Below are 15,191 nucleotides of genomic sequence, written 5' to 3' on the forward strand. Positions count from 1 at the left end.
GGCGATGCTCATGCATGATCTTGATGATGGCCGCTGGCCTTTATCGGGAGCCCAGTCGGGCATCTGGTTCGCGCAGCAGCTTGATCCGGACAACCCGATTTTCAATACCGGAGAATACGTCGATATCCGCGGACCTGTCGACCCGGATCGCTTCGAGACTGCGGTGCGCCAGGCCGTGATGGAGGCGGAAGCGCTGCACGCGCGCTTCGGCGAGAATCAGGACGGTCCTTGGCAATCGATCGTCCCGTCATCCGATTGGACGATGCACAGAATCGATGTCAGAGGCGAGGAGGATCCGCATGCGGCGGCGGAAGCCTGGATGAAGCAGGATTTGGCTCAGCCTGCCGACCTGCGCCGCGGTCCGCTGTTTACCGAAGCGTTATTCAAGCTGGCGCCCGACCGATTCTATTGGTACCAACGCATTCATCATATTGTCATCGATGGTTACGGCTTCTCGCTGTTGACGCGAAGGGCGGCGCAAATTTATACGGCGCTCGTTCATGATATGCCGATCAGCGAAGGGGGATTCGGTTCATGGCGGTCGGTCCTGGAGGAAGATGCGGCTTACCGCGCATCGGATCGGCTGGAGCGGGATCGGCAATTTTGGCTGGCCCGCTTCGCCGATCATCCGGAAGCGGCCAGTCTGGGCGATCGGGCTCAGCGCACGTCGCGAAGCTTCCTGCGCGAGTCCGCGGAGCTGCCGCCAAGCGTCATGGACGCTTGGCAGGCGGCCGCGAGCGGAATGGGTGCAAGCTGGACCGACGCCGTGATGGCCGCCGCCGCGGTCTACGTGCATCGGCTCACCGGCACGGACGACGTCATCCTCGGCGTGCCGATGATGTGCCGTCTCGGCTCCGCGGCGCTGCGCGTTCCCGGCATGGTAATGAACCTGCTGCCGCTGCGCATCGCTGTTCGGCCGGACAGGAGCGTGAGCGAGCTTGTGCGCCAGATCTCCGAGAATATGCGCGAGATCAGAAGGCATCAGGACTACCGGCATCAGGATCTGCGGCGCGATCTGAAATTAGTGGGAGATAACCGGCGGCTGTTCGGACCTCTCATCAATATTATGCCGTTTATCGAGGAGCTGAACTTTGCCGGATGCCGCGGCAGCATACGCAATCTGGCGGCCGGGCCTGTCGATGATCTGACGATTCATGTCTCCTGCGGCTCCGGCGGAAGCGGGCCGCGCATCGACTTCGATGCCAACCCCGCGATTTACGATGCAGGCGAGCTGAGCGCGCATCTGCGCCGCTTCCTGCATGTGCTGGACAAGCTGGCTGCATCCGATCCCGGCCAACCGATCGGCCGCCTGGAGCTGCTGCTGCACGAAGAACGCCTTCAGGTGGTGGACGAATGGAATGACACCGCCCACGCGCTGGCGCAATGGAGCGTGCCGGCGCTGTTCGAGGAGCAGGCGGCGAGCACGCCCGATGCAGTGGCGGCGGTCTTCGAAGATACGGCGCTCCGTTATGCGGACTTGAACGCGCGCGCCAACCGGCTGGCGCATCTGCTCATTGCGCATGGCGCCGGCCCGGAGCGGATCGTGGCTCTGGCGCTCCCGCGTTCGTTGGAGATGGTGATCGCCATCCTGGCGGTGCATAAGGCGGGAGCGGCTTATTTGCCGATCGATCCGGAGTATCCGTCCGCCCGGATTGCCTATATGCTGAATGATGCCGCTCCGATGTGCCTGATCACGCTCCGGGAGGCGGACTCCAGGCTGCCCGGCTCCGGCGCGCTTCCGAAGATCTTGCTTGATGAGCCTGCGACCATGAAGCGCCTGGATCGGCAAGCCGAGCGCAATCCGAGCGACGCCGACCGGTTATGCCGTTTGTCGCCGCTCCACCCGTCTTATGTCATTTACACCTCCGGATCGACGGGCAGGCCGAAGGGCGTCTTGCTTACCTTTGAAGGGCTGGCCAACCTGCTGCTGTGCATGCGTGAGCGGTTCGCGCTGGATGGCCGGGATCGGCTGCTGTCTGTGACGACGATCTCCTTCGATATTTCCGTCATGGAGGTGCTGCTGCCGCTCACGACGGGAGCAAGCATCGATATCGCCCCGAAGGAGACGATCCTGGACCCGCAAGCGCTGGCCCGGAAAATCAAAGACACCGGGGCGACCATTATGCAGGCGACCCCGACGCTATGGCAGGCGCTTGCCGCCAGCCATCCCGGCAGCCTCGGCGGGCTGACGGTGATCACCGGGGGCGAGGCCCTGCCGATCGGGCTCAAGCTCGCCCTGCAGGATCTGGATTGCGAGGTGAACAACCAATACGGCCCGACGGAGACGACCATTTATTCGACGGCAGCCTTGCTCGGACGGGAGCGCACGGGGAAGCCGTCTATTGGGGGGCCGATTTGGAATACGAGGCTATATGTGCTCGATGCGGCGCTGCAGCCGGTTCCTCCGGGGGTGGCAGGGGACCTGTACATTGCGGGCGCCGGGCTGGCGCGCGGCTATCTGGGGCGGCCGGATCTGACGGCGGAGCGGTTCGTGGCGGATCCGTTCGGGCCTCCGGGCACCCGGATGTATCGCACGGGCGATCTCGCACGATGGCTGGCTGACGGCTCCATCGATTACTTGGGGCGTGCCGATCACCAGATTAAGCTGCGCGGCTTCCGCATCGAGACGGGCGAGATCGAGGATCTGCTCGCCCGGCATGCCGACGTCGCGCAAGCCGCGGTGATCGTCCGGGAGGATCGGCCGGGGGAGCGGCGATTGGTCGCTTATGTCGTTCCGGCTTTGCCTTCCGGTATCGATCCGGACGCGCTGCGCCGTTATGCTGCCGGCCAACTGCCTGACTATATGGTTCCCGCGGCCATCGTCACGCTGGATGCCATGCCTTTGACGCCGAACAAGAAGATTGACCGCAAGGCGCTGCCTGTGCCCGATTCCGGACAAGCGGCCGCAGGGCGCGGACCCCGCACCCCGCAGGAGGAGATGCTTTGCGCCTTGTTTGCCGAAGCGCTCGGACTGCCCCGCGTGGGCATCGATGATGACTTTTTCGCGCTGGGCGGCCATTCCCTGCTTGCCGGACGAGTCATCCTCCGCATACGCGAGTCGTTGGGCGTCGAACTGAGTATTGGCAGTCTCTTCGAAGAGCCTACGGTGGCGGGGCTTGTCCGGCGGCTGGATGATTCGCGAGACACCAGACCGGCTATCCGGCCGGCCCGGCGGGCGGACGATATTCCGTTGTCCTTCGCCCAACGGCGCTTATGGTTCCTGTATCGACTGGAAGGACCGGCCCCGACTTATAATATCCCGCTGGTCGCCCGCCTGTCCGGCGAGCTGGATATCCGGGCGCTGGAGGACGCCCTCGGCGACGTGGCGGCCCGGCATGAGACGCTGCGCACCGTATTCCCTGATGACGCGTCCGGCGCCTCGCGCCAGCTAATTCTGGACGCCGGCGAGGCGCGCCCAAGGGTGATCTTGACGAAGACCAGCGAGGCGGAGCTGCCTGAACGGCTCCAGGAAGCCGTACGCTACCGCTTCCGGCTATCGGACGAGCCTTCGCTTCGGGCGGAATTGTTCGAGCTTGGGCCGAATGAATATGTGCTGCTGCTGCTCCTGCATCATATCGCCGGGGACGGATGGTCGCTGTCTCCGTTGACGCGCGATCTGTCCGCCGCCTATGCGGCACGCTGCCGGGGCGAGCATCCGGCATGGCCGCCGCTGCCGGTTCAATATGCCGATTACGCGATCTGGCAGGAGCATTTGCTGGGAAGCGGCGGCGATCCCGGCAGCCTGATGGCCCGCCAGCTTGAATTCTGGACGCGGACGCTAGCCGGCTTGCCGGAGCAGTTGGAGCTGCCGGCCGATTATCCGCGTCCGGCTGCGGCCAGCCATCAAGGCGGCACCGTCCATTTCCATATCAACCAGGAGATCCACGGCCAGCTATTGGATCTGGCCCGCGCCGGCAAGGCGAGCCTGTTCATGGTGCTGCAGGCCGCGCTGGCCCTTCTTCTGACGCGGCTCGGGGCGGGCACCGATATTCCGATCGGCAGCCCGATAACCGGGCGGAACGACGATGCGGTTGACGGTCTTGTCGGCTTGTTCATCAACACGCTGGTGCTTCGCACCGATACGTCCGGGGACCCCAGCTTCCGCGAGCTGCTTGCCCGGGTGCGCCAGGTGAATCTGGACGCGTATGCGCATCAGGATTTGCCGTTCGAGCGTCTCGTCGAAGCGGTGAACCCCGTTCGCTCCCGTTCCCGGCATCCGCTCTTTCAGATTATGCTGGTGCTGCAAAATACGCCGGCTCCCGAGCTCGATTTGCCGGGTGTAGAGGCCAGCGTTCAATTGGAAAGCACGGGCGCGGCGAAGTTCGACCTGACCGTGGAGCTGCAGGAACGCCGCGATGCGAAGGGCGGACCGGACGGCTTGGACGGAATCGTCGAATACAGCGCGGATTTGTTCAAGCCTGGCACGGCCGATGCGCTGGCGGCCCGCTATGTGCGCGTGCTGGAGTCGGCTGCTGCCGCACCGGACAAGCCGATGGGCCAGCTTGATATTTTGATGCCGGAAGAGCGGCGCCGCATCTTGACGGAATGGAGCGCTTCGGAAGCCGCAGGACAGCCGCTGGTCACCATTCCGGAGCTATTCGAGGCACAGGCCAGCCGTTCGCCGGAGGCGGCAGCTGTCATTCATGAAGGCAGCGCATTGAGCTATGAGGAGTTGAACCTGCGGGCGAACCGGCTCGCGCATCTGCTCCTGGCGGAGGGGGTGGGTCCCGAGCAGCTTGTGGCATTGGCCTTGCCTCGTTCTCTCGAGATGGTTGTCGGCGTATTGGCCGTGCTCAAGGCGGGCGCCGCCTACCTGCCGCTCGACCCGGATTATCCCGCCGAGCGGATCGCTTATATGCTGAAGGACGGGGCGCCGGTCTGCATGGTGACGATCGCTCAAGTGTCTTCCAGGCTGCCGGATACCGGAGGCCTTCCGCGGATCGTGCTGGATGAGGCCGCTGTCCGGGAACGGCTGCGGCAGCAATCCGCTGCCAATCCAAGCGCGCGGGAACGCAGCAGGCCGCTGTCTCCGCTCAGTCCGGCCTATATCATCTATACGTCAGGATCTACGGGCAAGCCCAAAGGGGTCGTTATCCCCCACCAAAATGTCGTGCGCTTGTTCGCGTCCACCCGGCACTGGTTCCGCTTCGGTGCGGAGGATGTATGGACCTTGTTCCATTCGTACGCGTTCGATTTTTCGGTGTGGGAAATCTGGGGAGCGCTCCTGCATGGAGGGCGTCTCGTCGTGGTGCCTCATGCGGTAAGCCGATCGCCGGGCGAGTTCCTGCGCTTGCTCGCGCAAGAGGGCGTGACCGTCCTGAATCAGACGCCGTCCGCCTTCTATCAATTGATGCAGGCCGATCGGGAACAACCCGAGCTGGGGCAGACGCTTTCGCTGCGGTATGTCATATTCGGAGGCGAAGCATTGGAGCCGGGCCGGCTGGAGGACTGGTACCGCCGCCATCCGGATCATGCTCCGAGATTGATTAACATGTACGGCATTACGGAGACGACCGTGCATGTCAGCTACAAGGAGCTGGATCGGGATAGTGCCGCCTCGGGAGCCAACAGCGTAATCGGCGGGCCGATTCCGGATCTGCGAGTGTATGTGCTCGACGAGGCGCTGCAGCCGGCTCCGCCCGGAACGGCGGGGGAAATGTATGTGGCCGGCGCCGGTCTGGCCCGCGGCTACTGGGGCCGGCCGGGCTTGACGGCAGAGCGGTTCGTCGCCGATCCGTTCGGCCCGCCGGGCAGCAGAATGTACCGCACCGGGGACGTGGCGAAATGGCTCGCTGACGGCACGCTGGATTATGTGGGCCGCGCCGATCATCAGGTGAAGATTCGGGGCTTCCGCATCGAACCGGGCGAGATCCAAGCCGCGCTTGCCCGTCATCCCGAGGTCGCCCAGGCGGCCGTCGTGGTGCGCGAGGATCGGCCGGGAGACAAGCGGCTGGCCGCTTATGTGGTGTTCGCCTCTGGCGCAAGCCTGGAGCCGTCCGAATTGCGCCGCTATGCAGCTTCCATACTGCCCGATTACATGGTTCCGTCCGCGATTATCGGCATCGACGCGCTGCCGCTCACCCCGAACGGCAAGCTGGATCGCCAGGCGCTGCCAGCGCCTGAGCTTTCCCTGGAGCTGGACGGCCGCAATCCGAGAACGCCGCAGGAGGAGGTGCTGTGCGATCTGTTCGCCGAAGTGCTCGGGGTGCGGCGCGTCGGGATCGACGACAGCTTCTTCGAGCTGGGCGGCCATTCGCTGCTGGCGGTTCGCCTCATTAGCCGCATCCGCGAGGCGCTGGGCCGGGAGGTTGGCATTGGCAGCCTCTTCGAAGCGCCGACGGTGGCCGGGCTTGCGGAGCGGCTCGATATGGACGGGGGGGACAGCGCCCTGCAAGTGCTGCTGCCGCTCCGAACCCATGGCGCGCAGCTGCCGCTGTTCTGCGTGCATCCTGCGGGCGGGCTGAGCTGGTGCTACGCCGGCCTGATGAAGCATCTCGGCATGGACTATCCGATCTACGGCCTGCAGGCACGCGGCATCGCGCAAGCGGAAGAGCTGCCGAAGACGCTGGAGGAGATGACGGCAGATTATATGGCCGCCATTCGCTCGATTCAGCCACACGGTCCTTATCGCCTTCTGGGCTGGTCCCTTGGGGGAAATGTGGCGCATGCGATGGCGGTGCAGCTCCAGGAAGAGGGGGAAGAGGTCTCGTTTTTGGCTATGCTTGACGCCTATCCGAGCCATTACCTCCCGATTCGGGGAGAACCGGATGAAGAGGAGGCGTTGACCGCGCTGCTTGCCTTGGGCGGCTACGATAAAGACAGCATTGGCGGCGTTCCGCTTACAGTCGCGAACGCGATCGAGATTCTTCGCAGCGACAGCAGCGCTTTAGCTACGCTTGACGAAGCAACCATTCTGAATTTGAAAAAAACGTATGAAAATTCGGTCCGCCTTCTGGGAGCTTATACTCCGCGGCGATTCGAGGGGGATCTTCTGTTCTTCCGCTCGACGATTATACCGGATTGGTTCGATCCGATTGAACCGGAGATGTGGATTCCCTATATAGGCGGACAGATCGATCGGCATGATATCGCCTGCCGGCATAAGGACCTGTGTCAGCCGGGACCGCTTGCCGAGATCGGCGCGACTCTTTTGGCCAAGCTGAATTCGGCGAACGGCGCGGCCGCCAGACAAGATGGGAGGGAGCTAATCCATGAGTAATCCTTTTGAGCAAGCGGACGGCGCTTATCTGGTGCTGATCAATGAGGAAGGGCAGTATTCGCTGTGGCCTGCCTTTGCCGCGGTGCCGGATGGATGGAATACGGTCCTGGGCCCGGAGACGCGACAAGGGTGCCTGGACTATATCAACCTGCATTGGACCGACCTGCGGCCCCGCAGCTTATGCGAGTCTTCTTCGGATCTGGTGCATGGAGCAAATGGAGCAGCGCAATGAGGGAAGGCTTGAACCCGAAAACGGCCGTATGTATCGTATACGTCGCGGCCATGTTCACGGTGGCCATGGACGCCACCGTCCTGAACGTTGCGCTGCAGACGATCAGCCAGGAGCTGCAAGTGCCTCCGGCCGCATCGGGAGTGCTCAATGTCGGCTACCTGGTAAGCCTCGCTGTCGTCCTGCCAGCGGCGGGCTGGTTAGGCGACAAGTGGGGGACCAAACGCGCCTTTTTGCTCGCGCTCGCCTTGTTCACGGGAGCCTCGGCACTGTGCGGCTTCGCCGACAGCTTGACGGCGTTGACCGTTTTTCGGGTCGTGCAAGGCATCGGCGGCGGCCTGCTTACTCCGATCGGAATGGCGATGCTGTTCCGCATGTTTCCCCCGCAGGAGCGGGCCAAGGTCTCCCGGGCGCTCGTTCTCCCGATCGCGGTTGCTCCCGCGGTCGGGCCGATCATTAGCGGGCTCCTGATCGAGCATCTTTCATGGCGCTGGATATTTTACGTCCATTTGCCGATCGGAATTCCCGCTTTGCTGTTCGGAATCGTCTTTTTGAAGGAGCATCGGGAGCAGGAGGCGGGACGCCTCGATGTTCGGGGCCTCCTCCTGTCGGCGCCCGGCCTGGCGCTGCTGATGTATGCCCTTAGCCAAGGTCCGGTGCAGGGCTGGGATTCTCCCGCGATCTGGGCGACGGGAGGGATGGGCCTCATCCTGGTAGCCGCCCTTGTCGCCGCCGAGCTGCGGGTGAAGCAGCCGCTGCTTGATCTGCGGCTGTTGGGCGACCGCCTGTTCCGCACGGCAGGTCTCGTCGCCATGTGCTCCGCGGCGGGCTTGCTGGGCATGCTGTACGTGTTCCCGTTAATGTATCAGAATGCGCTGCATGCTTCGGCGCTCGATACCGGCTTGACCACCTTCCCGGAGGCGCTTGGCCTTATGCTTGCCTCCCAGCTTGTCCCCTGGACCTATCCGAGGCTGGGTCCGAAGCGCGTCATGGTTATGGGGCTATTGTGCACGGCGATTCTCTTCGTGATGCTGAGCACGGTCGGTCCCCATACGAATCCATGGCTGATTCGGAGTCTGCTGTTCGGTGTCGGCGTCTTTTTGGGCCATACGGTCGGCGCCGTTCAGATTGCGGCTTTTGCCAACATTCCGCCAGCATCGATGGGGCGCGCCTCGACCTGGTTCACGGTACAGAACCGGCTGGGGCCGGCCATAGGCTTGGCGCTTCTGTCCGGCATTCTTGCCGTGACGGGAACCCACACGATAAATGCCGCCGGAGGCATCGAGCCTAACATCATGGCGTACCGTGCCGCTTTGCTCGGGGCCGCAAGCTTCCTGCTCATCGGCCTTTGCTGTGCGCTGCGGCTTCGCGACAGCGATGCGGCTGCCACCGTTGCGAAGCAAGCCCCGGCGAAGCCGGACGGGGAAAAACCGGCTCAAGCTTGAAGGTTAGCGGTGATTAAGAAAGCGGTTAGGCGTACCGGGATGCGACTCCTATTGAGAGACGTCTCCCGCAAACCGTTCTTCGGACTCAACAGACCTCGGTTCAGCACTCTGAACTGAGGTCTTTTTTTTCGTTGTCTTGGTTTTGTGGATCGACCCTTGCGCATAAAGATTTGCCGCACGCGAAACGATCCAAAATCATTTTTTCACGCCACCCGGTTGTACTTATTCCTTCCGGATCTCCTCTATATATGAAAGAACACATCTCGCGCAGGGCAGCACAGTCATCATAACCGGGAAGCCGCCGCGGGGGATGCGCGCCGTTCTTCCTTCTCCCGATGATGATTCCGGCCTGCGCGGCCAAATTTGAGGAGGTGTAATGATGATTCGATGTTCGCAATCCGACAAACCGATCGTGACCGTGCCCAATGTTGTTCCCCAGCTTCATGTTTACGGGAAAAAAAGCGGAGCCACCCGCTTCTTCCTCTCGGACAATCCGGAGACGATCAGCAGCGCCACGACGTCGTTCACGAACGGCTTCGCCACGCTATGGCATGATGCCGTCCGGGGAAGGAAGCGCGTGCACTACCGGCTGTTCGTGTGGCATCTGAACATGACGGGAGCTCCGATTACATTCGGCGTCACGGTCGAGAACGCATCCTGCGGCAGCCCGATACGCGTTCGCCAAGTCAAGCATTCCATCGGCGTGATTGCGGACTTCCCCGCACTCGGCAGATGCTCCGCCAAGGCGCTGCTCGGGCGTACGCTCGCTCCGCTTATGCCCGACGACCGCTCGATCCGCGGCGGGCAGACCGGGCTGGTGAAGGAGTGGCTCGTCCCCGACGGGGAACTGGTAGGCGGCGTGATGGAATTTACGCTGTCCAGCCCGAAGGAGCTTGACTATCGGGTGCGCACCGTGGCCGCCAATCGTCCGGGGGCCGATTTGAGGCTCAATCATACCCCGGTCGTGCCCGCCTATCGGACCGCTGAGGGCAAGTCGTATCCGCGCGGCTCCTGGGATTTCGCCGACATCGAAGGCTTCGCGGATCCGGCGTGCTCGCAGCCTGTCACGTATGTCGCCGGAAGCGGGAGCATGAGCTTCGCCATCCATAACGGCGGCAACGATAACCTGATGACGGCCGCTTCCAGCTATGATCCGGCGAATGCGGAAACGTCGAACAAGGGGCATTACGGCGTCATCTACAAGCTGAACCTGGCGCTGCGCAATCCGCATCCTCGCCGCAAGACGGTGACCGTCTACTTGACGGGGCGAGGAGGGCCTTATGCGGGAGCCGTTCGCTGGAACCGGGGACGAACCTATGGAGTGCCCCGGCTGTCGCCCGCCGTCGAAGCGGTCGAGGCCGCGACGGTCACCATTCCGGCCCGGCGCACCGTAACCTGCGCGGTCTATGCATCGACCGCAGGCGCATACAGCACGCCGGCCGTAGTATTATGCGTCACGCGCGAATAAGAATCCGACACTGCGCCCTGATCGCCGATCAGGGCGTTCTTTTGCGGGAAGAATTGGGTTATAATTTTCGTAAATAATGGAAGATAAAGGGGGAGATAAAATGAGCGGCAGCGCGATCAGGTTGACGGTCTGCCTTCTTATCGCTAACGCGTTACAGGGTTGTCACCCAAGCGGCCCGCAGGAAGCGGACCTGTCTGCGCGACCTGCGTTACAGGGTGTACAAATGGAAGAAATGCAATCCAAGAACGCGGATGATTGGAATCTCGGCGTAGAGGCTTTTTGGGACGGGACCGAGTGGTTCTATGATCTATCCGTGGATTATACGGGGGAGAAGCCTGTGAGCCGCCTCCGGGTACAGGTGCCTGGCCATGAATCCGAGCGGGAGGCGGACTTGAACGGGGGCATAACCATCCGGGGGATAAAGCTTGATCCGTCCAGCGCAGAGCTGAAGACGGATTTGACCTGGTGGATAGACGGCGAAGCTCATCATGGCTATCGGATGTACCGCGTCACCTGGAAGCGTTAATCAGGCGGAGGCGCTCTCCAGCCGGGGCATCATTCGTTCCGGCTGGAGCATGCGGCAGCGCCGGGGGGGCGCAAAGCTTGAATCGCGGGCCAGGTGAAGGAGGCCAGATTGTCCGGCAGCTCCGACAGCGGGAACCAGCGCACATCCCGCAGCGCTCCGCCTTCTTCCCGGTTGCTGGCTTCGCCCGAGATGACGCGGGTCTCGAAGATGACCGAGATCCAATGCTCGCCCCGGCCGGGATTGATCGTCTCGGCGGTGCAGAGCAGCCGCTTCACCTGGATATGAAGCCCGACCTCTTCCATTACCTCCCGGACGGTCGTGTCCTCCAGCGTCTCGTATAAGTCCACTTTCCCTCCGGGAATGCTCCATTTGTCCTTCTCCGGCTGGCGTCCCCGCAGCACAAGCAGAATCTCGTTCGCTTCATTCCTAATGACGGCGCCGACGCCGATTCTTGGCAAGGATGTTTCCATGTTTATCTCCTATGAATCTGTATTTTGAAATGATTACCGAGGCTTCGGGAATTAGCCTGCCTCGTGTTTACTATACAACCATGCGTCCAAGCGGGCAAATGAGAGGTGCATGGAACAACAGCAAGCACCGTAAGGAGGAGAAGTTGCTCCTCCTATGCTTGAACATATTGACATCCAAATTTAGTATATGATATATAAAAGGAAGTGTTAGCACTCGTTCGCCTAGAGTGCTAAAAAAGTGTTGTCGAAAGGAGACCCATCATGGCGAAAAAACAATTTAAAGCAGAGTCGAAACGACTGCTCGAGATGATGATCAACTCCATATACACCCAGAAGGAAATCTTTTTACGAGAATTGATCTCCAACGCCAGCGACGCGATCGATAAAATCTACTATAAGGCGCTGACCGACGATCAGCTCGTCTTCGACAAGGACAGCTATTACATCCGAATCACTCCGGACAAGGAGAACCGGACGCTGACCATCTCCGACACCGGGATCGGCATGACGAAGGACGAACTGGAGAACAATCTGGGCGTCATCGCCAAGAGCGGATCGTTCGCCTTCAAGAACGAGAATGAGCTTAAGGATGGGCATAATATTATCGGGCAGTTCGGGGTCGGCTTCTATTCCGCATTCATGGTGGCGGATGTCGTGACCGTCATCAGCAAGCCGCTGGGCGGCGAGGAAGCGTACAAATGGGAGTCGAAGGGCGCCGACGGATATACGATCGAGCCGTGCGAGAAGGATTCGGTTGGAACGGACATTATTTTGAAAATCAAACAAAATACCGAGGATGATCGCTACGATGAGTACCTGGACGATTACCGCCTGAAATCGATCATCAAAAAATATTCCGACTTCATCCGCTATCCGATTAAGATGGATGTGAAGGGCCATCGGCCGAAGGAAGGCGCCGAGAATGAATTCGAGGAATATACGGAAGAGCAGACCGTCAACAGCATGGTTCCGATCTGGCGCAAAAATAAAAATGAGCTGACCGCGGAAGATTACGAGAACTTCTATGCCGAGAAACGGTACGGCTTCGACAAGCCAATCACGCATGTCCATATCAAGGCGGACGGCGCGGTCGTCTACAATGCGATTCTCTTTATCCCGGAGAAGACGCCGTTCGACTATTATACGAAGGAATACGAGAAAGGGCTGGAGCTGTACTCCAACGGCGTCCTCATCATGGATAAATGCGCCGATCTCCTCCCGGATTATTTCAGCTTTGTCAAAGGGATGGTCGACTCCGAGGATCTGTCGCTTAATATTTCCCGAGAAATGCTGCAGCATGACCGTCAGCTCAGCCTGATCGCCAAAAATATCAAAAGCAAGATCAAGAGCGAGCTTCAGCGCCTGATGAAGGAAGATCGGGAGAAATACGAGCAATTCTATGAATCGTTCGGCCGTCAACTGAAATACGGCGTCTACAGCGATTACGGCATGAATAAGGAAGTGCTGCAGGACCTGCTCTTGTTCCACTCCTCGAAGGAGAAAAAGCTCGTCAGTCTGGATGAGTACATCTCCCGCATGCCGGAAGATCAGAAGTACATCTATTATGCTTCCGGCGAATCGATCGACCGGATCGAGAAGCTGCCGCAGACGGAACTCGTGGCTGACAAGGGCTATGAGATTCTGTACTTCACCGATGATATCGACGAGTTCGCGATCAAAATGATCATGAGCTACAAGGAGAAGGAGTTCAAATCGGTCTCCAGCGGCGATCTCGGCATCGACGCGGACGAGAGCGAGAAGGATGCCGCGGCGGAGGATAAAGATAATCAAGAGCTGTTCGATGCGATGAAAGAAATTTTGAAGGACAAAGTGAAAAACGTGAAGGCATCGAAGCGGCTGAAGTCCCATCCGGTCTGCCTCTCCAGCGAGGGCGAATTGTCCATCGAGATGGAGAAAATTTTGAAGGCGATGCCGAACGGCCAGGATGTCCAGGCGGACAAGGTGCTGGAGATCAACGTCAACCATGATGTGTTCCAGTCGCTGAAGGACGCCCTCGCGAACGATCGCGAGAAGCTGAGCCTGTACACGAACCTGCTGTACAATCAGGCGCTGCTGATCGAAGGGCTGCCGGTTGGCGATCCGGTGCAATTCACGAATGATATTTGCAAAGTGATGGTATAGTTTGGGGAAAGAAAAAACCCGATGCTGGCGCAGGCCGGTGTCGGGTTTTTTGCGTACGCCCAGCATGGCGTCATCTTTAGGCTGAACGTCCCGAACGGGGACTGGCTTCCTCCATCTGAGGATCGTTTTCACATACGGTGATGTGTATACAGAGGCGGGGGAAAACTCCGGGGAATCCCCCCTACCCGCAATGATCATGCTTCTTCTACATTTGTATGCAACAGTTTCAAGCTGGTATCAAACTCTTTTTCGATAGCTTCGTCCCGTTGATAGGTAAACAGGCTTATGACAATACTGACGATAAGGTTGACGATAAATCCGGGAATGATTTCGTATATATCTTTAGTAATTTGCAAATCAATATTTTTCCAAATAATTACTGTTGCTGCGCCTGCTAACATTCCGGCAATGGCACCCCAATTGGTCATTTTTCTCCAGTACAGGCTTAACGCGATAACGGGGCCAAAGGAAGCGCCAAAACCGGCCCAGGCATAAGCGACAAGACTTAAAATGGTTTTATTCTCACCGCCCAACGCGAGCAGGCAGGCGATGGCTGAAATCGTTAGAACGGCCATTCTTCCAAAGAACACAAGTTCTTTATCCGAGGCATTTTTACGCAGAAGCAGCTTATATAAATCTTCTGTTAATGCACTAGAGGTTACAATGAGCTGAGAAGACACCGTGCTCATGATTGCAGCCAATACAGCAGCAAGGACTATTCCGGCAATAAACGGATGGAATAAAATTTGTCCAAGTTGAATGAAGACAGCTTCTGGATTAGACAATGTATAATTTGTTTGGGTAAAAAAAGCAAGACCAACCAATGCTGTTAATGAAGCGCCAAGTAATGAGGCAACCATCCAGCCCATACCAATACGTCGCGCAGTTTTGGTCTCCTGTACAGAGCGGATGGCCATAAAGCGGACGATAATATGTGGTTGTCCAACATAGCCAAGTCCCCAGGCAACTGCGGAGATGATGCCGAGCGCAGTAGTGCCGGTAAATAAATCCAGGAGGGACGGATCTATGGATCTGATTGTATCAACTGTGTTAGCCAACCCACCTGTCTCGCTCATCGCTAACAACGGTACGAGGATAAGGGCAAGCAGCATGATAAGCCCTTGGACAAAGTCCGTCCAACTGACAGCAAGAAAGCCCCCAAACAATGTATAGGCTACAACCACTCCGGAAACGAGGAGCAGCCCCGCTATGTAGGGAAGGGAGAAGGAATTTTCAAAAAAGACGGCTCCGGCCACCATACCTGAGGAAACATAGAATGTAAAGAAAATAAGGATAACCATGGAGGAAACGATCCGCAGAAGTTTGGTGCTATCCTTAAACCGATTTTCCAAAAACGACGGAATGGTAATGGAATTCCCGGAAACTTCCGTGTATGTGCGCAAACGTGGGGCAACAAATAGCCAGTTAAGATAGGCGCCAACGGCTAAGCCAATGGCAATCCAGGCATTTGACAGTCCCGTCAGGTAAATCCCTCCCGGAAGCCCCATTAACAGCCATCCGCTCATATCGGCAGCGCCAGCACTTAAAGCGGTTACAGCAGGCCCTAAGGAACGTCCCCCTAACATATAGTCCGTCAAGTTTGTCGTTTTGCGGAAAGCATACCACCCTATACCTAGCATAGTTGCCATATATATCACGATGGCAATCATTTTCAGGGTGTTTTCTGACATT

At 59.2% G+C, this 15,191-nt stretch carries 8 protein-coding genes; 6 read left to right on the forward strand and 2 right to left on the reverse strand.

From position 1 onward, the window contains the following. Positions 1 to 10 precede the first annotated feature (10 nt). The 5 genes from OCY70_RS27520 to OCY70_RS27540 all read left to right on the forward strand — a co-directional run bounded on the left by OCY70_RS27520 (position 11) and on the right by OCY70_RS27540 (position 10,887). Positions 11 to 7,219, forward strand: a complete 7,209-nt coding sequence (locus tag OCY70_RS27520; protein ID WP_213429256.1) for an amino acid adenylation domain-containing protein — start codon at positions 11 to 13, stop codon at positions 7,217 to 7,219. Further along, positions 7,212 to 7,451, forward strand: coding sequence for an MbtH family protein (locus OCY70_RS27525; protein WP_213429255.1), 240 nt, complete (start codon positions 7,212 to 7,214; stop codon positions 7,449 to 7,451). Before OCY70_RS27520 ends, OCY70_RS27525 begins: the two co-directional genes overlap by 8 nt. Then, positions 7,448 to 8,893 (forward strand): DHA2 family efflux MFS transporter permease subunit, encoded by a 1,446-nt coding sequence (locus OCY70_RS27530; RefSeq protein WP_213429254.1) that lies wholly within the window; start codon positions 7,448 to 7,450, stop codon positions 8,891 to 8,893. Before OCY70_RS27525 ends, OCY70_RS27530 begins: the two co-directional genes overlap by 4 nt. Positions 8,894 to 9,272: 379 nt before the next feature. Next, positions 9,273 to 10,361: a hypothetical protein gene (locus OCY70_RS27535; RefSeq protein WP_261945232.1), complete on the forward strand. Its 1,089-nt coding sequence runs from the start codon at positions 9,273 to 9,275 to the stop codon at positions 10,359 to 10,361. A 223-nt stretch (positions 10,362 to 10,584) separates the two neighbouring features. Further along, the gene (locus OCY70_RS27540) at positions 10,585 to 10,887 is read left to right on the forward strand and encodes a hypothetical protein (RefSeq protein ID WP_261945233.1); all 303 of its coding nucleotides are present in this window, start codon (positions 10,585 to 10,587) and stop codon (positions 10,885 to 10,887) included. Between the two features lie 29 nt (positions 10,888 to 10,916). Here the strand turns inward: OCY70_RS27540 and OCY70_RS27545 are convergent, their stop codons facing one another. Next, on the reverse strand, positions 10,917 to 11,357 hold the full coding sequence (locus OCY70_RS27545; RefSeq protein ID WP_213429251.1) for an NUDIX domain-containing protein: 441 nt from the start codon (positions 11,355 to 11,357) through the stop codon (positions 10,917 to 10,919). Positions 11,358 to 11,618: 261 nt separating this feature from the next. Here OCY70_RS27545 and htpG point away from each other — a divergent pair, with 261 nt between their 5' ends. After that, the gene (gene htpG, locus OCY70_RS27550) at positions 11,619 to 13,499 is read left to right on the forward strand and encodes a molecular chaperone HtpG (RefSeq protein ID WP_213429250.1); all 1,881 of its coding nucleotides are present in this window, start codon (positions 11,619 to 11,621) and stop codon (positions 13,497 to 13,499) included. Positions 13,500 to 13,693: 194 nt separating this feature from the next. Here the strand turns inward: htpG and putP are convergent, their stop codons facing one another. After that, positions 13,694 to 15,190: a sodium/proline symporter PutP gene (putP, locus tag OCY70_RS27555; RefSeq protein ID WP_213429249.1), complete on the reverse strand. Its 1,497-nt coding sequence runs from the start codon at positions 15,188 to 15,190 to the stop codon at positions 13,694 to 13,696. Between the last annotated feature and the right edge of the window lies 1 nt (position 15,191).

Source organism: Paenibacillus melissococcoides (assembly GCA_944800085.1).
In the GTDB taxonomy this organism is placed as follows: Bacteria; Bacillota; Bacilli; order Paenibacillales; family Paenibacillaceae; genus Paenibacillus_B; species Paenibacillus_B melissococcoides.

Coding starts and splice junctions, on each gene's coding strand:
- OCY70_RS27520 (WP_213429256.1), top strand. CDS start 11: ATGCATGATCTTGATGATGGCCGCTGGCCTTTATCGGGAGCCCAGTCG.
- OCY70_RS27525 (WP_213429255.1), top strand. CDS start 7,212: ATGAGTAATCCTTTTGAGCAAGCGGACGGCGCTTATCTGGTGCTGATC.
- OCY70_RS27530 (WP_213429254.1), top strand. CDS start 7,448: ATGAGGGAAGGCTTGAACCCGAAAACGGCCGTATGTATCGTATACGTC.
- OCY70_RS27535 (WP_261945232.1), top strand. CDS start 9,273: ATGATTCGATGTTCGCAATCCGACAAACCGATCGTGACCGTGCCCAAT.
- OCY70_RS27540 (WP_261945233.1), top strand. CDS start 10,585: ATGGAAGAAATGCAATCCAAGAACGCGGATGATTGGAATCTCGGCGTA.
- OCY70_RS27545 (WP_213429251.1), bottom strand. CDS start 11,357: ATGGAAACATCCTTGCCAAGAATCGGCGTCGGCGCCGTCATTAGGAAT.
- htpG (WP_213429250.1), top strand. CDS start 11,619: ATGGCGAAAAAACAATTTAAAGCAGAGTCGAAACGACTGCTCGAGATG.
- putP (WP_213429249.1), bottom strand. CDS start 15,190: ATGTCAGAAAACACCCTGAAAATGATTGCCATCGTGATATATATGGCA.